The organism is Nitratireductor sp. PBL-C9, assembly GCF_050877045.1.
In the GTDB taxonomy this organism is placed as follows: domain Bacteria; phylum Pseudomonadota; class Alphaproteobacteria; order Rhizobiales; family Rhizobiaceae; genus Nitratireductor; species Nitratireductor aquimarinus.
The window spans coordinates 728,001-754,358 of the sequence record NZ_JBPAXW010000001.1 but is presented as its reverse complement, the minus strand read 5'-3'; the positions used below and the strand labels follow the sequence as shown (position 1 = coordinate 754,358).

The following is a 26,358-nucleotide window of genomic DNA, read 5'->3' as shown; positions in this document are numbered from 1 at the left end:
GTGAACCACGCTGTAGCTGGTCAGGTGCGGCGCCGGAGTTCCTCGACTATTACGACAAGGAATGGGGTTCTCCGGTTGCCGTCTACGCTCGGAACGCCAGCTTTCGGGCAGCCGCCAGTACTCATGGGATGACAGAGATGGAGCAGCCACCTGTCCTTCTCCAGAAGGAGACAATCAGGCTGTCAAAGTAAAAGCCAGAGGACTAAGGACAGAAAAATGGTGCGAAACCAGCAGAGATCAGCCTGCGGTGAGAAAACGGCAACGCCGAACATCGCCGCAAAAGATCACGAAAATGAAGTGCGTCAATTCATAACTGTCTAAGGCCCAGCGAAAGCGTCACCGGGCCGAACAATGAAGTTCCCTGGGCACGAACGATTGTCGATGCCTCGGGGATTGCGGCGCGTCCGACAGAAAATTCTGTCGGACGTCTAATTCCGCCACGTCGAAATCCTGTAAAATCGGATCGGGAACTACTTACGGCACCGGGCCCTGTAGATCCGACCGTCGCGACCGCGATACTCGCAATATCCATTGCGAAGGTTTCGAACGAGAAGACCGCCCAACGCCCCTGCGCCGGCGCCAATAAGCGCTCCTCGACCACCGTCGGCCAATCCGCCGACAACAGCACCTGCTGTGGCTCCCACGCCAACGTCCCGCTCTGTGGTGGTGCAGCCAGCTATGGCAAAGGCGGCTGCTGCAACGACAAGCATATTCCGAACCATCGTGTACCTCACAAAAATCCACCCATTGGCACCCCAAAAGGCTACACTTGTTGCAATCTTCAAACAAGCGGCTCCGTCTCACCATCGATTTCAAGAGGATGCAGGCAGGCGCCAGCGCGTTGATTTACGGTGAGCAAATTCGCGTAAGGAACCATGCTAGCGTGGAGTTCTCCGGCTCATGACAAACTTCCGGTTCCTCAGGGACGAACTACACAACTCCGTAACAAGCATGCAGCCGCCGGCGTTTCACTCTCCGCCATCGCTCTGGCTTCACTACTCCCATCACACACCTACTCCCCGTGCCAGCCCTCAATGGACCAGCCTGTCAGGTTCTGAACCTCCTCGCGCGAAACGGATCGGACAGGCTGGATGAATGTCCAGACATGTCCCTCGGGATCGCGTGCGCGATAGGTGCGGTCGCCGTAGATCTGGTCTTCCGGCTCCTGCAAGATCTCTGCGCCGGCCTGTCGGGCGTGCTCGCAATGATCGTCGAGCCCGCCCTTGAGCTTGATGTAGAGAGCCTGCGTGTTCTTCGCACCCACCGAGGCCGGGCTGGCGACATGGGAAGACCATTCGGAATCGACGATGATACAGGCATCCCCGATGCGCATTTCGGAGTGAACGAGTTCACCGTCCCTGTCCCGCACCACGGTATGACGCTCAAAACCGAATGCCCGTTCGAGCCAGTCCAGCGCGGCGGTCGGATCGCGGTAGAAGACGCCCGCCCCCAGCGTGGCGCGCCTGAATGGGTCCTGCATGTTGCCGCTCCCGAAATCGGCCGCGATGTGCGCAGGCGCCGATCAGGCAAGCCATGATGCACTCAGCCACAACAGTTATAGATTGCAGCCGGTTCGAAGCATTTCCGGGCGGGTCGCGCAAGACTGAACGTCGAATGGCTCCCTCAGATCGCCTCATCCACGATGAGATGCGGTTCGCCCCGTGAGCAGGGCTCGACGCGGGCGCGCACGCGGAAGCTGGTGGCGAGGTTGTCGGGGGTCAGTACATTGGCCGCCGGCCCAAAAGCATGAAGCGTTCCGTTTGACAGAATCGCCACCTCGTCGGCGAATTTCAGCGCCAGGTTGAGGTCGTGCAGCGCGATCAGGACGAGCATGTCCTTTTCGCGCGCCAGCCCGCGCACACAGCTCAGGGCTTCCAGCTGGCGGTTCATGTCGAGCGCGCTGGTCGGCTCGTCCAGAAGCAGCACCTGCGGATCGCGCACGAGGCACTGGGCAAGCCCGACAAGCTGGCGCTGCCCGCCACTCAGTTCCGACAACACCTCGTCGGCGAGATGGTCGATGCCAAGCGTTTGAAGCGTCTGGTCGACCGCCATCAGGTCACCGTTTCGCAGCCGCCAGCCGCTCACCTGCTTGCGGGCCAGAAGAACGGCCTCGAAGACGGTCAGAACCGCACTGCCGCTCTGGTCCTGCGGCATGTAGGCGATGGCCCGGGCGGGATCGCGCACATTTCTGATGCTGAAGGAGCCCGGCCCCGGCAGAAGGGCGGCGATGCGGCGGAAGAGGGTCGACTTGCCCGCCGCGTTGGGGCCGACAATGGCAACCACCTTGCCGCCGTCGCAGGGCGGCAGCGTGATGTCGCGCAGCACATCGCGCGACCCGAAGCGGACGCCGAGGCGATCCGTGCTCAAAACTACCATATCTCTCTCCCGTTCTTGAGGATCAGATAGAGGAAGACCGGCAGGCCGACGGCCGCGGTCACGATGCCGATGGGCAGCACGACGCCGGGCACGGCGACCTTTGCCAGGATCGAACTCAGCGACATGATCAGCGCGCCGGTCAGCGCGCTTGCCGGCAGGAGAAAACGCTGGTCCTCGCCCACCATCATGCGCGCGATATGCGGGCCAACGAGCCCGACGAAGCCGATCGTGCCCACAAAGGCCACCGGAATGGCCGAGAGAAGCGACACGAGGATCAGCGTTTCAAGCCGCAGGCGGCGCACCGGTATGCCGAAGCTGGCCGCCCTCGCCTCGCCCAGCCGCAGCGCGGAAAGCTGCCAGCGGCGGCGCAGGAAGATGGGCAGCGTGATGGCCACGGCAAACGCGGTCATGAAGAATTTCGGCCATGTGGCCTTGGCGAGGCTCCCCATGGTCCAGAACACGATGGCAGCAACCGCCTCCTGATTGGCGAAATACTGGGTGATGGCCAGCGCGGTGTTGAAGCTGAAGACAAGCGCGATGCCGAACAGAACGATGGTCTGGATGGACGCCCCGCGCCTGATGCTCGCCATGTGGATGAGACAGGCCGTCGCCATGGCGACCACGAAAGCGTTGACCGCGACCACATATTCGCCCGCTGCCGGAATGAGGGCGACACCGAAGGCGATGGCCAGCGCCGCGCCGAAGCTCGCGCCGGCTGAAATGCCCAGCGTGAAGGGGCTCGCCAGCGGGTTGTTCAAAATGGTCTGCATCTGCGCCCCGCCAATGGCGAGCGCCATGCCCACGACGATGGCCATTAAGGCGGCCGGCGTGCGGATGGACCAGACGATGACCCGCATCTGCGCATCGGCCTCGGCCGGCGCGATCAGCGTGCGCGCCACATCCCAAAGGCCGTAGCTTGCAGGTCCGGTGGCGATGTCGCCGATCAGCGCCAGAACGAGAGCGACGGAGAGAGCGGCGAGAACGAGCTTTCGCCGCAGGGTCAGCGCCTGATAGGAGGTGCGCCCCGAAAGGGGCGCTGTTTCACTGCGAATGCCGGTCATGACGGATTGTCGGACAGGCTCACGGCGTAGCCCGGCAGATAGTCCACGGGCAGGAAGCGGCGGTGATAGTCCGCAAATGTCTCGTCCGGGTCCAGATCGGCAAAGAGCTCGGGATGGAACCATTTCGCCATCTGCTGCACGGCCACGAAATCATAGGGGCTGTTGTAGAACTGGTGCCAGATGCCGTGGAAATTCTGCTTTTCCTGCGCCTCGGTGCCGGCATAGGCATTGCGCGTCGTGTACCAGTCCAGCTTTTCGCGCGCGTTTTCGGTGTCTTCGCCCGGACCGACCGGTATCCAGCGTCCGCCTGGAACATAGGCTTCCCAGTCCGCGCTGGTAACGACCACATGCTCCGGATTGGAGACGATCACCTGCTCCGGGTTGAGCTGGCCGAAGGTCGCGGGCAGGAAATCGCTACCTATATTGTGGCCGCCGGCGAGCTCGACATATTTGCCAAAGTTCTCCGGCCCGAATGTGAGGCAGCATTCCTCCGAATAACCGCCGATGCGCTCGATGAACACGTTCGGCCGTTCAGGCCTCTGCGCGGCGATGACATCGGTCACCTCGGCCATTGCCTTGCGCCGAAAGGCGACGATTTCCTCGGCCCTGTCCTCGCGGCCCATGATCTTGCCGAGAAGGCGGATTGTCGGATCGGTGTTTTCGAGCGGCATGTGCCGGAAATCCACATAGAGAACCGGAATATCGAGCGCGGCGAGCTTCTCGACATATTCGGCGTCCTCATTGGCGCGCATGGCCTCGAGATTGAGCAGAACCACATCGGGCTTCTGGATAATGGCCGACTCGATGTCGATCAGACTGTCTTCCTGCCCCTTGAACGTGGTGAGGTCCGCAAGCTCGGGAAACGCCATCAGATATTGCGCATAGGTGGCGGGGTCCGCCTCGATCAAGTCGTTGCGCCAGGCAACGATGCGCGAAAGCGGGTTTTCCGGGGCGAGCGATGCAATGAGGTAAAGCTGTCTGCCCTCGCCCAGCAAGATCCGCTGAACGGGCGCCTGAACGGTGACCTCGCGGCCTGCAATATCGGTCACGACAAGCGGTGCCTGCGCCTGAGCCGCCGGCTTGTCATTGGCAAGAGCCAACCCTGATGGCACGGTCAGGGTCAGCAGAACTGCCATGGCGATGGAGCCAAGCAGGGTTCGTCTTTCAGTCATTTGAAATCTCCTGTTTGTTTGAGTGTCGCTCCCTCAGCCATGTGCCGAGCGCGATGCAGGTGGAGAGGGCGTAGAGGGATGAGACGAGTGGGAACGCGGCTTCCAGTCCCAAGAGCCGCGTTGCGATGACGCCGGCGGTGATGCCGATCACGGATGCGCCCTGCTGCCAGCTTTGCGCGAGGCCAAGCGCCCGCCCCTGCCGGTCGCCCGGCGTGGCTGCCGAGACAAGCGAGAGCAGAACGGGCGTGGTGCCGCCCAGAAGCACACCCCAGAGGAAATAGAGCATGGTGAATGTCGCAACGGAGCTGGTGGCCCCGGCGAGATGCGTGACGAGCAGGCACGCGGTCGAGATCAGCACGCTCCAGCCCAGCACAAAGGCGTTGGGCCGCTCTTCGAGGAACCGCGCCCACAGCGGCGCGGCAAGCACGAAACCGAGAGCCAGCAGGCCGTAGCTGAAGCCGGCAACCCAGTGGGCCGCGCCGAAGACCTGCGTCATGTAAAGCGCAAACGGAACCTGAAGCACCATGCGGCTGGCAATGAGCGTGCTCATCAAAACAAAGAGCGCGGTGACAGGCGCCTCGGCCGGCCGCGCCTGCACCCTGCCCGCGCCCACGGCGGGCGCTTCGCCCTGCGGTGTCGGCAGGCTTAGCCAGGCGACAAGGGCGCAGAGGGCGCAGACCGCGCCAGCGGTGAGGTTGATCACGGCGAAGGGATAGGCATCGAGGATCAGCCCGCCCAGAAACGCGCCGCCGAGCGAGCCCACATTGGTGGCCACCTGGAGCCAGGCGAACAGGCTTGTGCGGTCCCTGCCCCCGGTGACCTGAACCCCATATGCCTGCGCCGGGGCGATATAGCCCGCGCATCCCCCCTGCAGAAAGCGCAGGGCCATGATGGTCCACACATCGGTTGCGAAGGCCACCAGCAATTGCGTGACGGCCAGCCCCGCAAGCGCGCGCACCATCATCAGCCGGTTGCCGTAGCGGTCTCCCATCCGCCCCCAGAAAGCGCTGGTCAGCGATATGCCGAGCATGGGGAGCACGTAGACGCCGATGCCGGCAAGGGCGAAGGCGTTTTCAGAAGCGCTCAGCGCCTCGATGTGCAGCGGCCAGAACGGCCCGCTCATCTCCATCGCGCCCATGGAAACGAATTGCAGCGCAAAGAGCAGAACAAAGACCGGCCCAAAGCCGCGAATGACCGTTGCCGTGAGCGTCATTGCGCCTCCGCCAGCGGGTTGGGCAGCGTGTGCTCGGCGCGGTAGTCGCGGTATCGCTCCAGATGCATGCGCAGAACGGATCGCGTCGGCCAGGGCTCTTCGAGAAACGCCGTTCGCTCCCGCTGCCAGAAGGCGTCGCTCAGCATGCGCGGGCGCAAAGCGTCGAAAACGCTTTCCGTTTCTTCTCTGAGAATGCGCCACAGGCCCGTGTCGCGGAGCTCATAGTGATCGGTGAGGGTGAGCGCGATCTCGTGCAGATGGCAGACGAAGCAGGCATCGATGAGGAAGGACCGCACCGGGCCGATATCCTCGTCGAACGTGGTGGGCAGAATGCCCTCCCGCACAAAGGGTTTCAGCCGGAAGCCGCGTTCCTCGAAAAGCGGTGCGAAGCTGCGGCCATCACCGAAATCGCGGATCAGCAGTTTTCGTGGTCTGCCCGCCGCATCGAACAGGGTGGTGCTGTTCTGCTGATGCGCCTCGAAGGCGATGCCATAGAGCAGATACATGGTGAGCACGGGCTCGATGATGGTGCGTGCATAGGAGCGGAAGAAGGCTTCCACCGCCGCATCGCCCTCGCCGCCCTCGTCTCCCCGGGCGATCAGCTCGCAGATGAGAGGCCGGCCATCGAGCGGGCTTTCGGCAAGAAGGGCGGCAACGGCGACCGCGATCTGACCGTCGGCAAGCTTCAGCACATCGGTGTTGCGATAGACAACCGAGAGAAAGCGGCCGGGATGCTCATCGCCCGTTTCGGGATCGCGGAGGATCGCGCCCAGCTCCTCAGTGAAAATGTCGAGCCTGTCGGTTAGCGCCTCCCCCTCGCGCATCAGGATATCGCGGATCATCGTGCTGAGGCGCGGCCCCATATGGATGGACTTGGCCTGCAGGGTGCGCTGCTCGCTGGTCATCCAGATCGCGACCGGCAATTTGATGAAGGGGCGCGGGGTTTGCGTCTCCGGCAACATGGTGCGGAACGACATGGAAGGCAGCATCACCAAGTCGGGGCCTTCCGGGTCGAGCACGCCACGGGCGATCTCGTCTGCAAATTCGTGGCGCACGAAATGCGTCAGATGCCAGGCATGGATCGGCAGCGGTATCCACTCCGTCACCACCTGGCCGCACGCCTCCAACCGGTGCAACCAGTCCCGCCAGCAATCGGGGAAATTCTGCGCGAACCAGTCGGAATAATCGGCCACATGAGGCATTCTCTCGACATGGGCCCAGTCCCTGCGCAGCGCGGCAATGCGCACCGGCACCCGCGCGCCGAACTCGGGCGAGAACGCTTCCACGTCTTCTGCCGAGAGGCCCGGGCGCGCCTTCCACGTTGGATAGAAGGGGTGCCCTTCAAGCGCGCCCCATTGATCGAGGAACATCGCCGCCAGATGGGGCGGCAGGGTCTCCTGCAGATAGGCAAGGAGGCCGGGGGCCTTCCCATCATCGATCCGGCGTCGCAGCCCCGCGCTCCAATCCGCGCGGTAGCGACGCGCCAGAATGTCGTTTGCCATGCTGTTTTCGATGTCGCGCAGGAGATGTGTGATGCCATTGGCCGCGGGCGACATGGCAAGGCTCGGGGCAATCGCCCGCACCAGCGTGACGGGATGCTCGATGCGGGCGCGAACGCCTGCCGCATCCACAAGCTCCATCGGTCCGAAATTCCGCAGTGTGCCTGCGGGCGCACGACGCAGGTCAGCGAAATGGAGAACCCGGCGCGATGGCCAGAGCGGAAGTTCCGCCTCATTTCTGTCCCCGGCCCATTGCAGGGCCGCCGGATCGAGCAGGCCTTCGGCGAACAGGCAGCGGATGAGCCTTCGCAGTGCGTTCTGCACTGCGTTTTCCCGCAAAGGCGCTTCATCGAGACTGGCGGCGGTGTAAAGGCGAATGTCATCCATCACGCAGCCTCCGACCAGTTGCGGGGCAGATAGGCCGGCGCGGTTTCGGCCAACCCGCCGTGATAATCACAGGCCCAGCGATAGGTTTTCGCGATGTTGGGAACCGCCACGCCGAGCCGTTTCGCCATCTCAACCAGCAGGGCCTGCCCGAAACCGATGTCCTCGTGGAAGGCGCGGCTTTCGCGGTCAATCACCAGCCCCCGCCCCTGCGGATCAGGCGTCATGGGGGCTTTGATACCGGCATAGGCGCGGTTCGTGCGCAGGAGCGAATAGAGGCTTCGGGCATCCCCGATCTAGTCGCCATAGGCTTCGATCAGCTCCTGCCGGAGCGGCTTCACGCTGCTGAGATCGATGCCGAGCTTCGCCTCTGCCGCATGGCGGATCGCCTGATTTTCCGCATCACACGCCTCAAGGAGATCCGCGCCCTTTTGCGGACAATCGCTCCACCAGCAGACGGGTGCGTCGAACGCTCTGCCCTGCCATGGCCCGTCCGGGCCGATCAGGCCATAGAGCACGGCCGGGTGCATGAGTGCATTGCCGGGGGTGAGCGTGATTTCCAGATAGTCGCGCAGCATCGTCACCGGGGCCGCAAACAGCGTGGCAAGCAGGCCAGCCAGTTCCGCACCGTGGGCGTCATCCTCGCGGCGGTGAAGCGCTGCATAAAGCTGCGCCTTTGCACCGCCCATGCGCACGCGCTTTCCGGGCGTCAGGTCGAACGCCGTGTGGGGCACATCCTTCATGCCCCAGATCACGACATTGTCGTGTCCAGCAAGAATTTCGGCGGCCAGCCAGTCGAACCCGCAAAAGCCGGGGATCGCGCCGAGAAAGACGCGCCTCTCCTGCGGAAGGTGCGGCGCAAGCTGTTCAAGAAGCCCGGCGCGCGCCTGTGCGGGCTGGGTCACCACGACGAGATCCGTCTGGGAGAGCGCCCGCTCGGCATCCGCGCCCACATAGTCTGGCCGCGCCGAGAGCACACCGCCGTCAGCGGTGTGCGCCTCCCACTGGCTCTCGCCAGAGGCCCAAAGTTCAGCCAGTTCGGCGTTCCGGGTGAAGACGGAAACGCTGACATTCGGCTGCTGCCTGTAAAGCACTGCGTTGAGATGTCCGGTGCGGCCCGCGCCGCAGATCGTGACCTTCATGCCGCGCACGCCATGCCGGAGAGCCAGAATTCGAGCTGCTCGCCAATCGCGGGGTCGAGCAGGTTGCGTTTGTGCATCCAGTCATCATCGAAGATGGAGCCCAGATATTTCTCGCCGCCATCGGCCACCACGGTGACAACCGTGCCCGAAAGATGGCCCGACGCGATGAATTCCAGCGCCTTGTAGATGGTTCCGCCCGTGGAGCCCCCGACCAGAAGACCATGATGGCGGGCGACATGGCGCGCGGTTTCAAACGCCTGCGTGTCGGTAACCTGTACGCCTTCATCGATGCAGGTGTAATCGAGCACTTTGCCCACTTCGTCGCCGGCCGGGGTTCCCGTGCCAGACTGATAATAGGCATGCCCCGGCTTGCCGAAGACGATGGAGCCGGCAGGCTCCACCGCGATCGTGCGAATGCGCGGGTTGTGCCGCTTCAGACGCCGGGCGATGCCGGTCATGGAGCCGCCGGTGCCGACACAACCCACAAAGGCGTCGATCCCTCTGGGAAACTGAACGAGCAGTTCATCGACAAAGCCGGCATAGCCATCCGGGTTCGCCGGATTGTCGGACTGGTTCATGAAGAGCGCGCCGGGTAGCTGCGCGCCAAGCTGTGCGGCAAGCCGCTGCCGCTCCACCACCGCAACCTCGTCTTCGCGAAAATCGCCTTCGACAAAGCGGATCTCCGCGCCGAGCGCCCGCATGGTGCGGATCTTGTCGGGTGCTGCATGGTGGTCGACCACGGCGATAAAGCGCAGGCCGAATTCCTGCGCGGCAAGCGCCAGGCCTATGCCGGTATTGCCGGAAGAGGATTCGACAATCGTCCCGCCGGGGGAAAGCCTTCCGTCTTCAAGCGCGGCAATGACCATGCTGCGCGCCATGCGGTCTTTCATCGAACCGCCTGGATTGTTCTTCTCGATTTTGAGTGCCAGCGTAGCGTCGCTATTCGGCACAGGGATCGTCATGACCGGCGTGTAACCGATCAACTGGCCAATGGTGCTGCAAAGCATGTGCGCCTCTCGTCAGTGAGTCAGGAACAAGAGCTGGCTGCCCATTTGAGTCCTGAACCACGCGAAGGCGGCCCGGCATCGGGTGGCGATGAAATTCGTTTTCGAGGAGGTCCATCTGGTAGCCGCCAGTGTTGGCGCAGACCAGAATGTCTCCGGCGCGTGGAGCAACCGGAAAGGTGAGCCAACGGTTGCAAAGCACGTCTTCATCCAGGCAGCTGTGGCCTGCGATGTAGGCACGAACGGGCCTGAGTAAGCGTGCGGAGCGACCCGTCGGCAAAAGGACCGGATCGACCAGAAATTCGGACGAAAACCACGTCTCGCAGGCGCTGAAACTGCTGCCTTCGACAAAGATCACATGGTCTCTGGCCGTGAGCGCCTTGACCCGCAGTATCCGAAAGAGCGTCAGCGCCGTCTGATCGGCGAGCGCGCGCCCCGGCTCCAGCCCGAGCGTCAGCGCTTCGCGCTTCAGATAATCCGCAACGCTGTGGCCATCACCCATGGGAGCGTCGAGCAGATGGCGCAGCCAGTCGGCGGCGGAAAGCGCGCCCCCATAGGGATAGAACGCGGATGGCACTCTTCCGGTTCGATAATCGTCAGGCCTCTGCGCCTGCAAATGCGCGCGATAGGCGTGCGGATCGACATATTGCGCCGGCAATCCGCCGCCAATGTCGATCATGCGCGGGGCGAACCCCATGGCGCGGGCTTCAGCGATCAGCGGAGCGGCTTCACGCAATGCTTCTGCGCGCTCTTCCCAGGCATAACCACTTATATGAAAGTGCAGCCCATCGAAGCGCAGTCTCTTTTCGGCGGCAATGCGCGCAAAGCAGGCGCGCAGGCGCGGTGCGGGCATGCCGAAACGGCTCTTTTCATGACCGGCAGGCTGCAGGCGCATAAGCACCGGCTGCGCGCTCGTCCGGTCTGGAAGGCGGGCGATCAGATCGTCGAGTTCTTCCGGTGAATCGACCGAAATCAGGGCCTGACAATCGATCAGGGCTTCGTGAAACGCCCGGGATTTTGCCGGTCCCGTTGCCACGAGCTTTCCCCCATCGGCTCCGAGATGCAGGGCGTCCTGAAGCTCATAGAGGCTCGACACGTCAATCCCGGCACCGGCTTTCAATGCCGTGGCCATGAGGCCCGGTGATTTGTTGACCTTGGCGCCATAATAGACCGCATGGGCGACGCGACACTGCGCGAAAACCGCCTCCATCGCGGCAAGATTCTTCGCCAGCTGTCCGGGCCAGATCAGGTTGAGCGGGGAGCCGTGCCGGTCGATCCACTCCATTAGAAGCGTGTTTTCTTCGGCCAGAAATCTTGCGATTTCCGGACTTAAGACGGGGGAGAGCCCGGCATTGGGCTTGTGGCCATGAAACGTCACGGGCGCGCCTCGGGCGCTGGCCCGAAGAAACGCGGCGCGATGCCCGGGTGACGCAAATGGCCAAGCGGCAGCGCGCAGTCGGGCAGTTCCTCTACGAATAGATGCCGCGTGGTCTTGCTCGGGAATTTGCGGCCGCTGCGCGCCATCGCAAAGATGCGCGCTGGCGTTATCGTCATGCCCGGCCGCCAGCTCTCCACCTTCACATCGCAATAGTCGCGCAACACGACCGGAACGACGGCAAGACGCAGGCGCTGGGCGACGGCGAGACGATGATGGCCATCCATCACGAACAGGGCGCTCCTCTCGACCGCGATGGGCACGGTCCAGAAGCCATGGCGCAAAATAGCGTCCTGAAGCCCGGCAACCCGGTCGGGGTCGACGTCTTCGGTTGGTATCAGGCTTTCTGGCGAAAGGAGACGATACTGCATCACGAGTGATCCGCTGTTTTCGTTCCCAATCATCATTAATATGAGTATCTTTGTCAAGATTAAATGAGAGGCGCTGCACAACCCATGGCTGAGACCGCCGCCCCCTCGCCTGCCAGGCAGATCGGCGCTGCGACATCGCGTCTGTTGAGTGGACGCGCCTTCATGATAAAAGTGGCGTAGAATATATCACTTTAGGAGCATGCCATGAGCGATGCATTGTCGGCGCGCCCAAGGCCGCAGCCTGACGAGGCCCTGAAAGACCCGGCGGTGGACCGCGCTTTCATCGGCCGTCTGGTGCGGGAATTCTATCGCCGTGTTCGCAGCGATGCGCGTCTCGGCCCGATTTTCGCCGGAGAGATCAAGGACGACTGGGAACCGCATCTGGAAAAGATGACGGACTTCTGGTGCGCCGTGATCCTGAAGGATGGCAGCTATCACGGCCGACCCGTGCCTGCGCATGTGAAGCTCACCACCGTCGAGGAATCCGACTTCGACATCTGGCTCGGCATCTTCCGGCAGACGGTTGCAGATCTGTGCGCGCCGGGCACCGCGGCGGTCTTCGTCGAGCGGGCCGAGCGCATTGCAAGGAGCCTGCGGCTGGCCATGTTCTTCCGCCTGCCTGCAGCGCTCGGACCGGATGCGGCGCGTGCGAGGAGTGCAGGCAATGCGTGAGAACGAAACCAGCCCCGCAGCGCTCGCCGCCTATGGCTTCATCGCCCTCATCTGGCTGGGCATGGTGTGCGGCGTTTCCTTTTTGGCCACACCGGTGAAATTTCAGGCGGGCTCGATGTCGCTGCCTGTCGCGCTGGAGATCGGCAATGTCACCTTCGCAGCCTTTTCGCGCGTTGAATGGGCGCTGGCCGTCCTGCTGATGATGGCGACGGTGTTCGTTTATCGGCGACGCGTGCTTCTTCTGGCGACGGCGCTTCTGGTGGTGATCCTCGCCGTGCAATCATTCTGGCTTCTGCCCGTGCTTGACGCGCGCATGGCGGCCGTTATCGCCGGTTCGCCGCTGCCGGCCTCCATGCACCACTTCATCTACGCTTCCGGCGAGGGCCTTAAAGCGCTCATCCTGCTTGGCGCATCGCTTTGCGCCCTGTTCGGTCTGGTGCGCTCCCACAGGGTTTCCGGCGCAGCGCAGGGGTGACGCCATGCGTATGACGCAGCAGACGGATTATGCGCTCAGGATGCTGATTTATCTGGCGCTGCGGGGCGATGCCGGTTGCACGGTGAGCGAGGTGGCGAATGCCTATGATCTGTCGCGCAACCATCTGCTGAAAGTCGCGCGTCGGCTTTCGCAGATGGGTGTGGTGACCACGGAGCGCGGCCGCTCCGGTGGCATCGCGCTGGCGCGTGCGCCGGAGGAAATCACCCTTGGTGCGGTCGTGCGGGAGATGGAGGAAAGTTTCGCGCTGGTCGCCTGCATGGGCGGTGGCGCGACGCGCTGCGCACTTAACCCGGCCTGTCGCCTGAGGGGCGTCGTGGCCGAAGCGCTGGATGCATATCTGGCGGTGTTCGACCGCTATTCGCTTGCCGATCTCGTGGCCGAGCGTTCCGCGCTTGCCGGGCTTCTGGGCCTTGCGCTGGAGCCTCCCGCGGCCCCGGCCCTGAATTAAAGCCGGGCAGGAAACCCGCCCGGCATAGCCCTGCCCGGATCAGTTGGCGGCGAGTTTTTCCGGCAGCGCTTCAAACAGTTCGGCAAAGTGCTTCTTCGCCTTGCCGGGGTGCTTGACCTTCGCCGCAGCATCGGCATTTCCCGGCTCGCCGACCACCACCAGGGCGACCATCCCCATGCCGTAATGCGGGGTGCATTTGACGCCGTAAATGCCTTCTTCCGTCAGCGTCACCGAGAAATCCTTGCTGACCTTGCTGCGGAATGTTTCGGCGCCCTCAGGAACCATGCCCTTGATGGTCTCGGCATTGTGGCCGGGATCGACCGAGACGAAATTGATCGTGTCGCCGGGCTGCGCGCGAACGAAATCCGGCTCGAAAACCATCACGCCCTTCTCGCCCTTGTTGAGCATCCTGATCTCAAACTCGGCGGCGAAGCCGGGCGTTGAGACGATGCCAAGGGCAAGGCCGGCAACAAGTGCCACGGCGGCGGTTTTGATCGCTTTCATGAATGGTCTCCTGGGTTCGGCTTCGAACGCTTGATATCGACGGCTCCTTCTAGCCGTCGACATGGAGACACACTTTGCGATTGGTCAAACAGGCCGCATTTGAGCGCAGGTTTTCTACTGGAATGCGTTCTCGTCTATCGGCCAGATTGGGCGGGCGAGTTTGGTGTATCCCGCCGTCTTCGGATTGTTCGGATAGCACCCTTCCACCGCCGCGTAGATGATCTCTTCCGCGATGGGCGCAAAACCCGCATGGAAGTGGTTGGTCGACTTGATGAGAAGCACCTGCTTTTCCAGCGGATCGACCCCGAGATTGGAAAAGATATCCGGCTCGAAGGTCTGGGTGCGGTTGGTGTTGAGCACGATGTCGATCTCGGTGCCGACAAGCCGCACCACAGCCGCCGGGCCAAGCGTGACGCGGCTGGTGCCGAAGGTCTGCCACCCTTCTTCCGCCAGCCTGCGGATTTCGAATGTGCCGTCGAATGGCGTGCCACTGGCCGCATTCGCCTTGCCGCCGATGCGCATGTCGAGAATGGTGCCCTCGCCCGCGCCATGGGCAAAGCCGACGGCCTGCGGATCCCAGATGGTCGCGACACCCGCGCGCGTGATGCCGCTTTCAACAAGCGCATGCAAAAGCGCGGTGTTGTCGCCTGCGGTTCCGCCACCGGGATTGTCCCACATATCCGCGATCACGACGGGTTTTCCGCTCCTGCCGCCGGCACCGGCTTTCGCGATGGCGTCTTCGATGGAGAGGCTGTTCATCGCGGTCATGCCACGCATGCCGCGCACCTCCAGCCCCAGTTCTTCGGCCAGTGCGTCACCGGCCTCCGGCGCATTATCGGTGACGACCATGACCTGGGTGCCAAGCTCGGGCACGTCGCCGCCCATGAAGCCATGGATCAGCGAGACCGAAAGAACGTCCCCCCTGCCCTGCAGCGCCTTCATGCGGTCCACGAAGGAGCGCATGGGCTCGCGGCTCGTGGGAAAGACGTCGACCATGCGGCAGTCGAAGGTGGAGATCACGGGGCGGATTTCGCCGCGCGTGGCGCGCAGCGCCAGATCCACCACATGCTCGGCGCGCTCGAGAAAATCCGTATGCGGAAACTCCAGAAAGGCGGCGAGAATGTCCGCCGCCGCAACGCGCTTCGCCGTCAGATGGCTGTGCGGGTCGAGTTCGGCGGCAACGATCACATTGGGGCCGACGATCTCGCGCACACGGGCGAGCAGATCGCCCTCGCAGTCGTCGAGCCCGCGCGCCACCATGGCCCCGTGCAGGCCGAGCACCACGCAGTCCACCGGCATGGCGGCCCGGAGCTGATCGAGAATCTCATCGCGCAGCGCCTCATAGACATCGAGACGGACATAACCGCCCGGTTCCGCCCAGGTGGCGGTGCCCTCGATCAGGGTGAAACCCTCCTCCTTCGCCCGCCGCCGCAGAACCGGAATCGGCGCGGAGCAGAGCGTCGGGGTTTCGGGATGGTCGCCGGGTTTGGCGTAGAAAGCCATCTCGAAATCCCCGCGATCCGTGGGGATGGGCGAAAAGGTGTTGGTTTCGGTGGCGAGCGACGCCGTGAAGACACGCATGCGATGAGATTCCGGTTTGTCTGGATCAGAGCGGCTTGTAGGCGACGGCCTCGACCTCGATCTTGATGTCGAGCATCAGCCGCGATTCAACGGTGGTGCGCGCCGGCGGATCCTTGGGGAAGTGCTTTCCATAGACGGCGTTGAAGGGGCCGAAATCGCGCGCGTCTTCCAGCCACACGGTCGTCTTGACCACATCGTCCAGCGAGCAGCCGGCGAGCGCCAGCGCGGCCTTGACGTTGGCCATCACCTGCTGGGTCTGCTCGGTGATGCCGCCCTGAACGACAACGCCATCCTCACCCACGGGCACCTGGCCCGAAATGTAGACGAAGTCGCCGGCGCGAACGGCGGGGGAAAGCGGCACATGGGATGTGCCAAAGCACTGCTTGGTCATCGATAAACTCCGTTTTGAGACCTATTTCACCGCGCCGATCGCGAGGCCGCGCACGAGATAGCGCTGCAACCAGGCAAAGATGATGGCGACGGGAATTGTGGCGACGAACGTGGCCGCCATGACATGGTGCCATTCGACCGTGTAGCGGCCGGCAACCAGCGAGAAGATCTGGATCGGCAGCGTGTAGCTCTCCTGCCGTCGCAGCATGGTGAGTGCGATCACGAACTCGTTCCAGGCATTGATGAAGGAGAAGATGGCGGTAACCGTCATGGCCGGAAGGGCAAGCGGCAGGAACACCATAACCAGCGCCTTTGCCGGGCTCGCGCCCTCGATCCAGGCGGCTTCCTCCAGATCCTTCGGGATGGTGGAGAAATAGCTCTGCAGCATCCACACCGTGAAGGCGACGTTGAACGCGCCATAGACGAAGACGATGGAATTCACATTGTCGAGCAGGCCGAGCCACACGACCAGTCGGAACAGGCCGATCACCAGCACGATGGGCGACAGCATCTGCGTGACCAGAAGGAACTGGCGGAAGAAGCCCTGTCCCGCGAAACGGAAACGGCTCATCGCATAGGCTGCGGGAATGGAGACGGCGAGCGCCAGCACGGTCGACAGAACCGACACATAGACCGAGTTCCACAGCGCATTGCCGAAATTGGTGACGGCCCACATGTCGATAAAGTTGCGCCATGCCGGCTCGCGCGGCCACCAGGTGGGCGAAAGCACTTCATTTGCCGGCTTGATCGCGGTGATGAACATCACGGCGAACGGGAACAGGATCAGCACGATGAGCGGCGAGAGCAGCGCCCAGTAGAGGAGGGATTTTTTCAGCTTCGGGCTCATGTGCGTTCCCTCCGCATGGCCAGCGAGACATAGAGAACGGTGAAGGCAAGCAGCAGCACGAACATCATCACCGAAAGGGCCGAGGCCTCGCCGAGTTTCCCGAAGCGGAAGCCCAGCTTGTAGAGATAGGTGACGAGAATATCGGTGGAGTTCGCAGGACCGCCCTGCGTGGTGGCCCAGATGATCGGGAACGAGTTGAACACATAGATCATGTTCAGCACGATGGAGATGTTCAGGAACGGCTTCATCAGCGGCAGGGTGATCTCGCGGAATGTCTGCCAGCGCGACGCGCCCTCAAGCTTCGCCGCCTCATAAAGATCGTCGGGAATGGAGGAGAGTCCTCCGAGAAAGATCGTCGTGGTGAAGGGCACCGTGACCAGAATGCCGATCATGATCTGCACCGGAAAGGCGGTGGAGGCGCGGGCGAGCCACTGGATGTTCTGGTCGATGAGACCGAGGCCATGAAGGCCGGAATTGAGCATGCCGCTTTCGCCGTTCAGCGCCCAGCGCCAGACAATGGCGGTCATGGTCAGCGACACGGCCCAGGGCAGCATGATGATGACGCGCGCAATCGCGCGGCCATAAAAATCCTCATTGAGGATCATGGCGACGGGCACGGAAACGACGAGCGTGCCGATGACGATGGCGCCGGTCCAGATGAAGGTGCGCCACAGCGCGCCCAGAAAATCAGGATCGGTGAAGACCGCCACGTAATTTTCGACACCGTTGAAACCGCGCAACTGGCCGAAACGATTGACGTCATTGAGCGAAATCGTGCCGAGCTGGTAGAGCGGCCACAGGATGATGAACGCGGCGAGCAGGAACCCCGGCAGGATCAGCAGATAGGGATTGGTCAGAGGCGAGCGGATCATGGTCCCGTCACGTTTTGCCGGCTCATCGCCGGATGAAACTTGGAAGTCGGCATGCGCGGCGCTGGGCCGCGCATGCCGGTTCGGTCAGGCCGTGATCAGTTGCCGAGAATGCTGTTGATCTCGCCGGCAGCGGCATCAAGCGTGGCCTTGGCCTCGCCATTGCCCAGATAGATGGTCTGGACCGCATCTGACGTGGTTGCCGCGATCTCCTCCCAGCCGGCGATGACCGGTGCAAAGCGGGCGTCCGGCAGAAGCGCGGTGAACTCCTTCAGATCGGCATTGTCGGCAAAGGCCGGCTGCGCCGCGACTTCCGGATTGACCGGCAGGAAGCCCTCGCCGGAGGTGAACTTGGCGCGCCATTCGGTGGTGAACAGCTGATCGAGGAACTTCCAGGCCAGATCCTTGTTCTCGGAATTCTCGAACATGATGATGGAATCGGTCACGCCATAGGTGCCACGGTCACCCTCGGGACCGGCCGGAATGGCCGCCACGCCATATTTGAGATCCGGCGCTTCTTCCTTGATCTGGTTGGAAAGGAACGGCGCGGTGATCATCATGCCGACCTTGCCCTGCTTGAACAGGTTCTGCACGTCCTCACGATTGTAGGAGGTGACGCCCGGCTGCGTTGCGCCGGAATCGATCAGCGACTTGTACATCTCCGCCGCCTTGTAGCCGGCATCGGTGTCGAGGCCGGACGTGCCGTCTTCTTCCACCAGCTCGCCGCCATAGGCCCAGAACGCATAGTAGAAATAGACGTCCGTCTCGATTTCCTTGCCCTGAAGTCCGAAGCCGGCAATATCATCGCCCAGCGCGCCGATCTTCCTGGCTGCCTCGGCAAGCTCATCCCACGTGTCGGGAACTTCGGTAATGCCGGCCTGCTCGAACAGGTCCTTGTTGTAATACATGGCGCGGGCCGATGCGGCGACCGGCAGCCCATAGGTCTTTTCCTGCATCACCGAAGGCTCAAGGAAGACCGGGAAGAAGCGATCTTTGAAGTCCTGAGTCATGTAATCATCGAGCGGTGCGGCAATGCCCTGATCCACGAAGTCGATCAGCCAGCGCGTGCCGATGATCGAGAGATCGGCATTGGCGCCGCCGGAAATATCGGTGGTCAGCTTTTGCAGAAGCACATCCCACGGCACCACTTCGACCTGGATTTCGGAGCCCGGATTGGCTTCCTCAAAGGCTTTTGCGGCTTCCTCGAAATACGGGCCGGTTTTCGAGCTGTATTCCGCAACGGTCACGCGCACAGTCTCTGCATGCGTCCATCCCATCGCGGCTAACAAAGCAGCGCCGGCAACGGCTGTCCTGAGTGCAGTCCTTTTCATGTCTGTCTCCCTGTTCCTCTCTTGGGTTCCTGTTCCATCTCCCGTTCGGGAGGCGGCGGCCGACCTGTTTTCCCGGTTGCCTTCTCGGCGTGAGCGGCAATCTTTTATGTAATTTTTTTACAGAAATTCGCTTCTGGCAAGGAAAATCGCACAATCGTGTTGCTAAATTACGATTTTTCGGCAAGCTTTAGATGTCGGCTGGTGTAACTGCCGACGCCCCGTCTGCCTGTGAAACGAAAAACACGAGCACAAAAGCGGCGGACGAAACGAGCGAATGAATGGGAGTGCAATGATCGATCTTGGTGGCCAGAGAATCGTCGTAACGGGCGCGGCCGGTGGCATTGGCCGGGCCATGGTGGAGGTTCTGTCGGGTTTCGGGGCTTCAGTCGTCGCGTGCGATCTGGATGAGGCCGATTTATCCTTCGCCGGCGTCGCAGAGGCGCAGCGTTTCGACCTGCTGGACGATAAAGCGGTCGAGGCGGCTGCAAAACGGATCTGCGAAAACGGGGTCCCTTCCGCCATCATCTCCAATGCCGGGTGGACACGCGCCGAAACGCTGGATGACGTCACGCCCGAAGCGCTGACCCATGAGCTGAACCTCAATCTGCGCAGTGCGGCGCGTCTTTCGCAGGCGTTTCTGCCGGCCCTCCGCCAGCGCGAAGGCGGCGCGGCCTTCGTCTTCATCTCATCGATCAACGCGCTCTCCCATTACGGCAACCCCGCCTATGCGGCTGCCAAGGCGGGGCTGATCGCCTGGATGCGCGCGGTCGCCACGGAAGAAGGCCGGCACGGCATCCGCGCCAATGCGATCACGCCTGGTTCCGTTCGCACCATGGCGTGGGATCATCGCATCGAGCGCGACCCGGAGATTCTCGGCAAGGTCGGAGCGCTTTATCCGCTGCGCCGCATGGTGGAGCCTGCGGAGGTGGCGCGCGCCGCCGCTTTCCTCGCCTCCCCGCTTTCAAGCGGCATCACCGGCACGGTGCTTCCCGTGGATGCAGGCATTTCCGCCGGAAACCTGCCCTTTCTCGAACAGATCGCCGGCTAAGGAGCCCCTTCATGGCTGAGTTGAAACTGACGGATATCTGCAAACGCTACGGCTCTCTGACAGTCATCGAGAAACTGTCTCTGGCCATCGACGATGGCGAGTTTGTCGTTCTGGTCGGGCCGTCCGGCTGCGGCAAGTCCACGCTTCTGCGCATGATTGCGGGGCTGGAAGCGATCAGCGCCGGCGACCTCATGATCGGCGGCGCGCGCGCCAACGATATCCCGCCACAGAAGCGGGACACCTCCATGGTGTTCCAGTCCTATGCGCTCTTTCCGCATATGAGCGTGCGCGACAATATCAGCTTCGGTCCGCGCGTGCGCGGCGAGCCCAAGGACGAAACGGAGCGCCGCATCAAGAAGGCGGCTGAAATTCTCAATCTTGGCGACTATCTGGATCGCAAGCCGGGACAGCTTTCCGGCGGTCAGCGCCAGCGCGTCGCCATGGGCCGCGCCATCGTGCGCGATCCGAAAGTATTCCTGTTCGACGAGCCCTTATCCAATCTCGACGCCAAGCTGCGCATCCAGATGCGCACCGAGATCAAGGCGCTGCATCAGAAGCTCGGCACCACCATCGTCTATGTGACCCACGACCAGATCGAAGCCATGACAATGGCCGACCGGATCGTTGTCATGAATGGCGGCAATATCGAGCAGGTGGGCACGCCGCTGGAGCTCTATGACAACCCCGCAAACACCTTTGTCGCCGGCTTCATCGGCTCGCCTGCCATGAGCTTCCTTCAGGCGCGGACGGAAAGCGCCGATGGCGCGCCGGTTGCCGTTCTGGGCGATGGCAGCAAACTGCCCATCGCCGCCGGCGCGGGCGACGGACGCCCGGTCACGATCGGCATCCGGCCTGAATCCTATGTGCGTGACCCGCAGGGACCGCTGGCGCTCAAAGTGGCGGTGGTGGAGCCGACAGGACCGGAAATCCATGTGTTCGGAACGATTGCGGGCGAGGATGTGCGCGTCGTCCTGCGCGACCGCGATCTGCCGCGGCCCGGTGAGGAATTGCGGCTTGCGGTGCCCGTCGAGCACGTGCATCTGTTCGACCACGACAATGGCCAGCGACTGAAGGCAGCCTGAGAATGGACGAACGCGCCCCCAACGATACGGAACGAACGGTCGATATCATCGCCCGGCTGCAGGACCGGCTGGAGCGGGGGCGCGGCGCGGAAATTCGTCTGGTCGAGAGCATTCTGGCCGATCCGCATTTCGCGGCGCACGCGCCGATTGCGCAGATCGCCGAACGGGCGGGCGTGAGCGAACCGACCATCACGCGGCTGGCGCGGGCGCTCGGTTTCCCCGGCACGCGCGACATGCGTTTTCACCTTGCGCAGGCGCTCGCCATTGGCGGGGCCTATCTGCGCGAGCCGAGCGCGCCGGTGGAGGAGCTGCCGCTTTCCGGTCAGGTGGTCGCAAAGGTGGCGACCGGCGCACATGCCGCGCTCGACCTCATGTCGATGGCGCTGGCCGATATCGATCTGGAGCCGATGGCCCGCAGCATCAGCCGGGCAAGCCAAATCCTGATCTATGGCACTGGCGGCAGCTCGTCCTTTGCCGCCGTGGAATTGCAGAACCGGCTCTTTCGCCTTGGCCTGCACGTCACCGCCCACACCGATCCGCAATTGCAGCGCATGAGCGCTTCCGTTCTGGAGCCGAAAGCGGTGGTGATCGGGTTTTCCGTTTCGGGCCAGGCGCCCTCCGTCATGGATGCGGTGACCATCGCCCGCCAGTATGGCGCGCGGGCTTACGTGGTGACGACGCCCAACACGCCGCTGGCCGAGGCCGGCGACGCGCTTCTGCCGCTGACCTTCAAGGAAGACGGCAATCTCTACAAACCTTCCTCCATGCGGTATGCGCTGCTGGCGAGCGTCGACATCATCGCCATGGCGACGGCCCTGACGCTCGGCAAGAAGGTGCTTGAACCGCTGCGCCGCGTGCGCCATAGCCTTGCCAGCCAGAATATCCGCGATCCCGAACTGCCCATTGGAGACTGATGCCGTGCGCATTCTCGACCTGGAAACGCCGGCGGTGGTCATCGACCGCGCCAGGGCGAAAGCCAACCTTGTTCGTGCCCAGGCCTATGCCGACGAACATGGTCTGAAGCTACGCCCGCACATCAAGACGCACAAACTGCCCATGTTCGCAAAGCTTCAATGCGACCTGGGCGCAGTGGGCATCACCTGCCAGAAAATCGGTGAGGCCGAAGTGATGGCCGATGCCGGGATTACCGACATCTTCATCCCCTACAACATTCTGGGCGCGGGCAAGCTCGACCGGCTTCTGGCGCTGCACCGGCGCATCACCATCTCGATCACCGCCGACAGTGCGGTGACGGTGGCAGGCTATGCCGCGCATTTCACCGATCCCGATCATCCCCTTCCGGTTCTCATCGAGTGCGATACGGGCGCGGGGCGCTGCGGCGTGCAGACGATGGAAGAGGTCGTGACGCTCGCGAAAGAAATCGACGCAGCACCTGGCCTGCGCTTCGAAGGCTTGATGACCTATCCGCCGCGCGGGAAACTCGCCGAGGTGGAAGAATGGCTGAGCGAGGCCATCGCCGCACTTGAGAAAAACGGCCTCAGGGCGAACACGGTTTCCAGTGGCGGCTCGCCCGATTTCTACGAGGCGGGAAGCGTGAAGAGCGCGACCGAGCACAGGCCCGGAACCTATATCTATTCAGACCGGATGCAGGTGGCTTTCGGCCATGGCACGCTGGAAGACTGCGCGTTTACGGTGCTTGCCACGGTGGTGAGCCGCCCGACGGAGAACCGCGCGGTCATCGATGCGGGCTCCAAGGCGCTCGCCGCCGACCTCGCGCCCGTGCCCGGCCATGGTCACATCGTGGAATATCCCGATGCGGTGATTACCGGGCTCAGCGAGGAGCACGGCGTCATCGATCTTTCAGGCTCTGCCAAAAAACCTGAAATCGGCGAGAAAGTGCGCATCATTCCCAACCATGTCTGCCCGGTGTCCAACCTCTATGACGCGGTGAACCTTGCCGATGGCGACACCGTCACCGAGACCGTTCCGGTCGCTGCGCGTGGCCGCCTGACCTAGAGCAATTCCAGGAAAAGTGGGGACGCTCTAGATCCTGCCCCCAAACCCCATCATCAAGACGGAGGAGCTGATGAACTACGACAAGAATCCCTTTCCCGAAGGCGACGCCGACCGTCATTACTTATGGGAGATGCTGGTGCGGCGCGACATCGACGCGTTCCTCTCGCAGGACTGGTCGATGGTGGAAGGGGATTTTGCCGAAGACCGCTTCTTTGGCATGCACGCGCATTTTTTGAGCGATGCGGATTCCTGGCGGCTTCAGTTTCCCAACGTCGAGACCTATCGCGACGAGTGGCTGCGTCAGGGCAAGGAGACGGCGGCCACTGCGTTTGCCGAGCCGCTGCGCGAAGCCCTGTTCCGCGTTACCAATATGCGCGACATCGACATCGATGGCGACCGCGCGGTCCTGCACAAGAAATTCAACGGCATGGTTGCCAAGGCCGACGGCACCGTCGACCGGCTGAACTGGCAAACGCTCTATTTCTGCTCGAAGATCGACGGGCGCTGGAAGATCACCGGCTTTGTCGGTTACATGCCGAACCCGCTTTGCACCTGATTTTCAGAAACTTGCGCTAATTTTTTCAAGCGCCGTCGGGCCTTTCGCCCGGCGGCGCTTTTTGTCAGAGGCGCTTGCCGGTCTCGGCATCGAAGAGATGCGTCATGCCCTTCTGGATGGCAAGCGGCAGCGTGTCGCCGGGAGCGACCTGCGCGCTGCCGGACAGCCGGGCGATCAGCTCGCCGCCCGCGCCATTTGCGCCGGACAGTTTGCCGTGAGCAAGCGTGTCCGCACCAAGCGTTTCCACTGCGGTGACCGACAGGTTGAGCGTGGCCTCATCCGCCGAAACAAGCTGCAGATGCTCCGGGCGCACGCCGAAGAGAAGCGGCCGGCCAGCTTCTGCGGGCTGGGCGTCGAGCGCCAGCTTGCCCCCGCCTTCCAGCTCAAAATCCGAGCCCGAGACGCTGCCCTGCAGAATGTTCATGGCCGGCGAACCGATGAAGCCGGCGACAAAGCGCGTGGCCGGACGTTCATAGACATTCATCGGCGTGTCGATCTGCTCGGCAATGCCGCCATTCATGACCACCAGCCGATCGGCCAGCGTCATGGCTTCCACCTGATCATGCGTCACGTAGAGCGCGGTGGTGCCCACCGAGCGCTGCATCTGCTTGATCTCGAGACGCATCTGCACACGCAGCTTGGCATCGAGGTTGGAAAGCGGCTCGTCGAACAGGAAGACGGCGGGATTGCGCACGAGCGCACGGCCCATGGCGACGCGCTGGCGCTGACCGCCGGAAAGGGCGCGCGGCTTGCGGTCGAGATAGGGCTCGAGCTGCAGCATGGTGGCGGCCTTGTCGACGCGCTGGCGGATCTCGTCCTTCGTCTTGCCGGCAATCTTGAGGCCATAGGCCATGTTGTCGAACACGCTCATATGCGGATAGAGCGCGTAGTTCTGGAACACCATGGCGATGTCGCGCTCGCGCGGTTCCAGATCGTTGACCACCCGGCCGTCGATTTCCATCGTGCCGCTGGTGATGCGCTCGAGGCCTGCGACCATGCGCAGAAGCGTGGACTTGCCGCAACCGGAGGGGCCGACAATGACGATGAACTCGCCATCGGCCACATCGAGGCTTACGCCGTGAATGACCTCGGTCTTTGCGTAGGATTTGCGGATATCGCGAATGGAAATCGTCGCCATGCCGATTTCGGTCCTTCTATTTTTCTGTCTCGACGAGGCCTTTGACGAACAGGCGCTGCATGAAGATCACCACAGCCACCGGCGGCAGAACGGCCAGCATGGCGGCTGCCATAGTCACGGGCCAGTTGCCGTAGTCATCGGCGGTCGGCATCATCTGCTTCAGACCCATCACGATGGTGTTCATCTCCGGCTTTGTGGTGATGAGCAATGGCCAGAGGAACTGGTTCCAACCGTAGATGAAGAGGATCACGAACAGCGCTGCGATGTTGGTCACCGAGAGCGGCAGCAGGATGTCCTTGAAGAAGCGCAGCGGCCCCGCGCCATCGACGCGCGCAGCCTCCACCAGCTCGTCCGGCACGGTCATGAAGAACTGGCGGAAGAGGAAGGTGGCGGTTGCCGAGGCGATGAGCGGCAGGATCAGGCCGGTATAGGAATTGAGCAGGCCAAGCGAGGCCACGACCTCATAGGTCGGCACGATACGCACTTCCACCGGCAGCATAAGCGTCATGAAGATCGCCCAGAAGGCGAGCATGCGGAAGGGGAAGCGGAAATAGACGATTGCATAGGCCGACAGGATGGAGATCGCGATTTTGCCGATCGCAATGCCCATGGCCATGATGAACGAGTTGAACAGCATGCGCCCGACAGGCGCGGTCACGCCCGAAGCCAGCGCCTCGCTGTAATTGTCGATGAGATGCGGCCCGGGCAGCAATGGCATGGGCGGGCGGATGATATCAAAATGCGTCAGCGTCGAGCCGACGAAGGTGAGATAGATCGGGAAGCAGACGATGGCGATGCCGATGATCAGCACCGCATGCATCAGAATGGTTCCAAAACCCCGTTTTTCGACCATGATCCGCCCTCCTCAGTAATGCACGCGCCGCTCGATGAAGCGGAACTGGATGACGGTCAGAATGCCCACGACAACCATCAGGATGACGGACTGGGCGGCGGAGGAGCCGAGGTCCTGCCCGACGAAACCGTCGGAGTAGACCTTGTAGACGAGAATGGTGGTCGACTGACCGGGGCCGCCTGCGGTCATCGTGTGAATGATGCCGAACGTCTCGAAGAAGGCATAGACGATGTTGACCACCAGCAGGAAGAAGGTGGTGGGCGACAGAAGCGGGAAGATGATCGTGCGGAAGCGGTGCCACTTGCCCGCGCCGTCGATGGCGGCAGCCTCGATCAGGCTCTTCGGAATGGCCTGCAGACCGGCCAGGAAAAACAGGAAATTGTAGCTGATCTGCTTCCACGCGGCAGCGAGGATGACAAGCGACATGGCCTGACCGCCATTGAGAACCGGGTTCCAGTCGATGCCGATGGCCTTCATATAAAAGGCGATGACGCCGATGGAGGGCTGGAACATGAACAGCCACATCACGCCGGCAACGGCAGGCGCGACGGCATAGGGCCAGATCAACAGCGTCTTGTAGGTCCCCGCGCCTTTTATGACCTGATCGGCCATAACGGCGAAAAGCAGCGCGACCGACATGGAAACCACCGTCACGAAGAAGGTGAAGACCGCCGTCGTGATGAACGACTTGAGATAATACGGGTCGCTGAAGAGATATTGGAAGTTCGAGAACCAGACGAACTGCGCGCCCAGACCGAACGGATCAGGCAGAAGCAGCGACTGGTAGAGGGCCTGTGCGGCAGGCCAGAAGAAAAAGACAATGGTCACCAGAAGCTGCGGCGCGAGCAGCAGGTATGGCAATAATCGATTGTCGAAGGTAACGCGTTTTTCCATGGGCCGACCAAATGA

The 26,358-nt window shown here is 62.5% G+C and carries 27 protein-coding genes and 1 pseudogene; 8 read left to right on the top strand and 20 right to left on the bottom strand.

From position 1 onward, the window contains the following. Window positions 1-470: 470 nt before the first annotated feature. From ACRTG1_RS03505 to ACRTG1_RS03455, 11 genes and pseudogenes are all read right to left on the bottom strand, one after another. Complete coding sequence (locus tag ACRTG1_RS03505) at window positions 471-710, bottom strand: YMGG-like glycine zipper-containing protein (protein ID WP_113157161.1); 240 nt, start codon at window positions 708-710, stop codon at window positions 471-473. A 302-nt stretch (window positions 711-1,012) separates the two neighbouring features. Further along, window positions 1,013-1,480: a VOC family protein gene (locus tag ACRTG1_RS03500; protein ID WP_317088415.1), complete on the bottom strand. Its 468-nt coding sequence runs from the start codon at window positions 1,478-1,480 to the stop codon at window positions 1,013-1,015. Window positions 1,481-1,623: 143 nt separating this feature from the next. Next, on the bottom strand, window positions 1,624-2,376 hold the full coding sequence (locus ACRTG1_RS03495; protein WP_113157050.1) for an ABC transporter ATP-binding protein: 753 nt from the start codon (window positions 2,374-2,376) through the stop codon (window positions 1,624-1,626). Next, entirely contained in the window at window positions 2,370-3,437 is a 1,068-nt protein-coding gene (locus tag ACRTG1_RS03490) for a FecCD family ABC transporter permease (protein ID WP_206553084.1), read from the bottom strand. Before ACRTG1_RS03490 ends, ACRTG1_RS03495 begins: the two co-directional genes overlap by 7 nt. After that, window positions 3,434-4,609 carry an ABC transporter substrate-binding protein gene (locus ACRTG1_RS03485; protein ID WP_432515496.1) on the bottom strand — a complete coding sequence of 392 codons (1,176 nt, stop codon included), beginning with the start codon at window positions 4,607-4,609 and terminating at the stop codon, window positions 3,434-3,436. The genes ACRTG1_RS03490 and ACRTG1_RS03485 overlap by 4 nt, the downstream gene beginning before the upstream one ends. Continuing rightward, entirely contained in the window at window positions 4,602-5,822 is a 1,221-nt protein-coding gene (locus tag ACRTG1_RS03480; protein WP_432515495.1) for an MFS transporter, read from the bottom strand. The genes ACRTG1_RS03485 and ACRTG1_RS03480 overlap by 8 nt, the downstream gene beginning before the upstream one ends. Beyond that, entirely contained in the window at window positions 5,819-7,708 is a 1,890-nt protein-coding gene (locus tag ACRTG1_RS03475) for an IucA/IucC family protein (RefSeq protein ID WP_432515494.1), read from the bottom strand. The genes ACRTG1_RS03480 and ACRTG1_RS03475 overlap by 4 nt, the downstream gene beginning before the upstream one ends. After that, window positions 7,708-8,847, bottom strand: a pseudogene (locus tag ACRTG1_RS03470) (NAD/NADP octopine/nopaline dehydrogenase family protein). The gene ACRTG1_RS03475 and the pseudogene ACRTG1_RS03470 overlap by 1 nt, the downstream one beginning before the upstream one ends. Beyond that, entirely contained in the window at window positions 8,844-9,854 is a 1,011-nt protein-coding gene (locus ACRTG1_RS03465; protein WP_206548948.1) for a cysteine synthase family protein, read from the bottom strand. The pseudogene ACRTG1_RS03470 and the gene ACRTG1_RS03465 overlap by 4 nt, the downstream one beginning before the upstream one ends. Next, window positions 9,787-11,229: a Y4yA family PLP-dependent enzyme gene (locus ACRTG1_RS03460; RefSeq protein ID WP_432515493.1), complete on the bottom strand. Its 1,443-nt coding sequence runs from the start codon at window positions 11,227-11,229 to the stop codon at window positions 9,787-9,789. Before ACRTG1_RS03460 ends, ACRTG1_RS03465 begins: the two co-directional genes overlap by 68 nt. Further along, on the bottom strand, window positions 11,226-11,657 hold the full coding sequence (locus tag ACRTG1_RS03455) for a ParB N-terminal domain-containing protein (RefSeq protein WP_432515492.1): 432 nt from the start codon (window positions 11,655-11,657) through the stop codon (window positions 11,226-11,228). The genes ACRTG1_RS03460 and ACRTG1_RS03455 overlap by 4 nt, the downstream gene beginning before the upstream one ends. A gap of 204 nt (window positions 11,658-11,861) precedes the next feature. Here ACRTG1_RS03455 and ACRTG1_RS03450 point away from each other — a divergent pair, with 204 nt between their 5' ends. From ACRTG1_RS03450 to ACRTG1_RS03440, 3 genes are read left to right on the top strand one after another with little or no spacing between them, the layout of a single operon-like run. Beyond that, window positions 11,862-12,329: a group III truncated hemoglobin gene (locus ACRTG1_RS03450; RefSeq protein WP_206548946.1), complete on the top strand. Its 468-nt coding sequence runs from the start codon at window positions 11,862-11,864 to the stop codon at window positions 12,327-12,329. After that, a complete protein-coding gene (locus ACRTG1_RS03445; protein WP_432515491.1) occupies window positions 12,322-12,804 on the top strand; it encodes a DUF4149 domain-containing protein in 483 nt (160 codons plus the stop codon). Before ACRTG1_RS03450 ends, ACRTG1_RS03445 begins: the two co-directional genes overlap by 8 nt. Window positions 12,805-12,808: 4 nt before the next feature. Beyond that, window positions 12,809-13,273, top strand: a complete 465-nt coding sequence (locus tag ACRTG1_RS03440) for an RrF2 family transcriptional regulator (RefSeq protein ID WP_206546470.1) — start codon at window positions 12,809-12,811, stop codon at window positions 13,271-13,273. A gap of 39 nt (window positions 13,274-13,312) precedes the next feature. Here ACRTG1_RS03440 and ACRTG1_RS03435 read toward each other — a convergent pair whose 3' ends face one another. The 6 genes from ACRTG1_RS03435 to ACRTG1_RS03410 all read right to left on the bottom strand — a co-directional run bounded on the left by ACRTG1_RS03435 (window position 13,313) and on the right by ACRTG1_RS03410 (window position 18,795). Further along, entirely contained in the window at window positions 13,313-13,777 is a 465-nt protein-coding gene (locus tag ACRTG1_RS03435) for a pseudoazurin (protein ID WP_432515490.1), read from the bottom strand. A gap of 114 nt (window positions 13,778-13,891) precedes the next feature. Next, a complete protein-coding gene (locus ACRTG1_RS03430) occupies window positions 13,892-15,358 on the bottom strand; it encodes a M81 family metallopeptidase (protein WP_432515489.1) in 1,467 nt (488 codons plus the stop codon). A gap of 25 nt (window positions 15,359-15,383) precedes the next feature. Further along, the gene (locus tag ACRTG1_RS03425) at window positions 15,384-15,749 is read right to left on the bottom strand and encodes a RidA family protein (RefSeq protein ID WP_113157060.1); all 366 of its coding nucleotides are present in this window, start codon (window positions 15,747-15,749) and stop codon (window positions 15,384-15,386) included. A gap of 21 nt (window positions 15,750-15,770) precedes the next feature. Further along, entirely contained in the window at window positions 15,771-16,595 is an 825-nt protein-coding gene (locus ACRTG1_RS03420; RefSeq protein WP_206995810.1) for a carbohydrate ABC transporter permease, read from the bottom strand. Next, complete coding sequence (locus tag ACRTG1_RS03415) at window positions 16,592-17,467, bottom strand: carbohydrate ABC transporter permease (protein ID WP_113157062.1); 876 nt, start codon at window positions 17,465-17,467, stop codon at window positions 16,592-16,594. The genes ACRTG1_RS03420 and ACRTG1_RS03415 overlap by 4 nt, the downstream gene beginning before the upstream one ends. 95 nt (window positions 17,468-17,562) lie before the next feature. After that, a complete protein-coding gene (locus tag ACRTG1_RS03410; RefSeq protein WP_432515488.1) occupies window positions 17,563-18,795 on the bottom strand; it encodes an ABC transporter substrate-binding protein in 1,233 nt (410 codons plus the stop codon). 274 nt (window positions 18,796-19,069) lie between these two features. Here ACRTG1_RS03410 and ACRTG1_RS03405 point away from each other — a divergent pair, with 274 nt between their 5' ends. From ACRTG1_RS03405 to ACRTG1_RS03385, 5 genes are all read left to right on the top strand, one after another. Then, window positions 19,070-19,843, top strand: a complete 774-nt coding sequence (locus ACRTG1_RS03405) for an SDR family NAD(P)-dependent oxidoreductase (RefSeq protein WP_244974885.1) — start codon at window positions 19,070-19,072, stop codon at window positions 19,841-19,843. A gap of 11 nt (window positions 19,844-19,854) precedes the next feature. Continuing rightward, window positions 19,855-20,925, top strand: coding sequence for an ABC transporter ATP-binding protein (locus tag ACRTG1_RS03400; protein WP_113157065.1), 1,071 nt, complete (start codon window positions 19,855-19,857; stop codon window positions 20,923-20,925). A 2-nt stretch (window positions 20,926-20,927) separates the two neighbouring features. Then, entirely contained in the window at window positions 20,928-21,839 is a 912-nt protein-coding gene (locus ACRTG1_RS03395; RefSeq protein ID WP_113157066.1) for a MurR/RpiR family transcriptional regulator, read from the top strand. A gap of 4 nt (window positions 21,840-21,843) precedes the next feature. Then, the gene (locus tag ACRTG1_RS03390) at window positions 21,844-22,902 is read left to right on the top strand and encodes a D-TA family PLP-dependent enzyme (RefSeq protein ID WP_432515487.1); all 1,059 of its coding nucleotides are present in this window, start codon (window positions 21,844-21,846) and stop codon (window positions 22,900-22,902) included. 70 nt (window positions 22,903-22,972) lie between these two features. Continuing rightward, window positions 22,973-23,458, top strand: coding sequence for a hypothetical protein (locus ACRTG1_RS03385; RefSeq protein WP_206546475.1), 486 nt, complete (start codon window positions 22,973-22,975; stop codon window positions 23,456-23,458). 64 nt (window positions 23,459-23,522) lie between these two features. On the opposite strand, the gene ACRTG1_RS03380 is transcribed toward ACRTG1_RS03385, so the two are convergent. From ACRTG1_RS03380 to ugpA, 3 genes are read right to left on the bottom strand one after another with little or no spacing between them, the layout of a single operon-like run. After that, on the bottom strand, window positions 23,523-24,596 hold the full coding sequence (locus ACRTG1_RS03380; protein ID WP_297559110.1) for a sn-glycerol-3-phosphate import ATP-binding protein UgpC: 1,074 nt from the start codon (window positions 24,594-24,596) through the stop codon (window positions 23,523-23,525). 16 nt (window positions 24,597-24,612) lie between these two features. Further along, on the bottom strand, window positions 24,613-25,449 hold the full coding sequence (gene ugpE, locus ACRTG1_RS03375) for a sn-glycerol-3-phosphate ABC transporter permease UgpE (RefSeq protein ID WP_113157070.1): 837 nt from the start codon (window positions 25,447-25,449) through the stop codon (window positions 24,613-24,615). A 12-nt stretch (window positions 25,450-25,461) separates the two neighbouring features. Beyond that, entirely contained in the window at window positions 25,462-26,343 is an 882-nt protein-coding gene (gene ugpA / locus ACRTG1_RS03370) for a sn-glycerol-3-phosphate ABC transporter permease UgpA (RefSeq protein WP_432515486.1), read from the bottom strand. Between the last annotated feature and the right edge of the window lie 15 nt (window positions 26,344-26,358).

Bases quoted from the DNA above. Each gene is read 5' to 3' on its own strand.
- ACRTG1_RS03505 (WP_113157161.1), bottom strand. From the start codon at position 710: ATGCTTGTCGTTGCAGCAGCCGCCTTTGCCATAGCTGGCTGCACCACC.
- ACRTG1_RS03500 (WP_317088415.1), bottom strand. From the start codon at position 1,480: ATGCAGGACCCATTCAGGCGCGCCACGCTGGGGGCGGGCGTCTTCTAC.
- ACRTG1_RS03495 (WP_113157050.1), bottom strand. From the start codon at position 2,376: ATGGTAGTTTTGAGCACGGATCGCCTCGGCGTCCGCTTCGGGTCGCGC.
- ACRTG1_RS03490 (WP_206553084.1), bottom strand. From the start codon at position 3,437: ATGACCGGCATTCGCAGTGAAACAGCGCCCCTTTCGGGGCGCACCTCC.
- ACRTG1_RS03485 (WP_432515496.1), bottom strand. From the start codon at position 4,609: ATGACTGAAAGACGAACCCTGCTTGGCTCCATCGCCATGGCAGTTCTG.
- ACRTG1_RS03480 (WP_432515495.1), bottom strand. From the start codon at position 5,822: ATGACGCTCACGGCAACGGTCATTCGCGGCTTTGGGCCGGTCTTTGTT.
- ACRTG1_RS03475 (WP_432515494.1), bottom strand. From the start codon at position 7,708: ATGGATGACATTCGCCTTTACACCGCCGCCAGTCTCGATGAAGCGCCT.
- ACRTG1_RS03465 (WP_206548948.1), bottom strand. From the start codon at position 9,854: ATGCTTTGCAGCACCATTGGCCAGTTGATCGGTTACACGCCGGTCATG.
- ACRTG1_RS03455 (WP_432515492.1), bottom strand. From the start codon at position 11,657: ATGCAGTATCGTCTCCTTTCGCCAGAAAGCCTGATACCAACCGAAGAC.
- ACRTG1_RS03450 (WP_206548946.1), top strand. From the start codon at position 11,862: ATGAGCGATGCATTGTCGGCGCGCCCAAGGCCGCAGCCTGACGAGGCC.
- ACRTG1_RS03445 (WP_432515491.1), top strand. From the start codon at position 12,322: ATGCGTGAGAACGAAACCAGCCCCGCAGCGCTCGCCGCCTATGGCTTC.
- ACRTG1_RS03440 (WP_206546470.1), top strand. From the start codon at position 12,809: ATGCGTATGACGCAGCAGACGGATTATGCGCTCAGGATGCTGATTTAT.
- ACRTG1_RS03435 (WP_432515490.1), bottom strand. From the start codon at position 13,777: ATGAAAGCGATCAAAACCGCCGCCGTGGCACTTGTTGCCGGCCTTGCC.
- ACRTG1_RS03430 (WP_432515489.1), bottom strand. From the start codon at position 15,358: ATGCGTGTCTTCACGGCGTCGCTCGCCACCGAAACCAACACCTTTTCG.
- ACRTG1_RS03425 (WP_113157060.1), bottom strand. From the start codon at position 15,749: ATGACCAAGCAGTGCTTTGGCACATCCCATGTGCCGCTTTCCCCCGCC.
- ACRTG1_RS03420 (WP_206995810.1), bottom strand. From the start codon at position 16,595: ATGAGCCCGAAGCTGAAAAAATCCCTCCTCTACTGGGCGCTGCTCTCG.
- ACRTG1_RS03415 (WP_113157062.1), bottom strand. From the start codon at position 17,467: ATGATCCGCTCGCCTCTGACCAATCCCTATCTGCTGATCCTGCCGGGG.
- ACRTG1_RS03410 (WP_432515488.1), bottom strand. From the start codon at position 18,795: ATGAAAAGGACTGCACTCAGGACAGCCGTTGCCGGCGCTGCTTTGTTA.
- ACRTG1_RS03405 (WP_244974885.1), top strand. From the start codon at position 19,070: ATGAATGGGAGTGCAATGATCGATCTTGGTGGCCAGAGAATCGTCGTA.
- ACRTG1_RS03400 (WP_113157065.1), top strand. From the start codon at position 19,855: ATGGCTGAGTTGAAACTGACGGATATCTGCAAACGCTACGGCTCTCTG.
- ACRTG1_RS03395 (WP_113157066.1), top strand. From the start codon at position 20,928: ATGGACGAACGCGCCCCCAACGATACGGAACGAACGGTCGATATCATC.
- ACRTG1_RS03385 (WP_206546475.1), top strand. From the start codon at position 22,973: ATGAACTACGACAAGAATCCCTTTCCCGAAGGCGACGCCGACCGTCAT.
- ACRTG1_RS03380 (WP_297559110.1), bottom strand. From the start codon at position 24,596: ATGGCGACGATTTCCATTCGCGATATCCGCAAATCCTACGCAAAGACC.
- ugpE (WP_113157070.1), bottom strand. From the start codon at position 25,449: ATGGTCGAAAAACGGGGTTTTGGAACCATTCTGATGCATGCGGTGCTG.
- ugpA (WP_432515486.1), bottom strand. From the start codon at position 26,343: ATGGAAAAACGCGTTACCTTCGACAATCGATTATTGCCATACCTGCTG.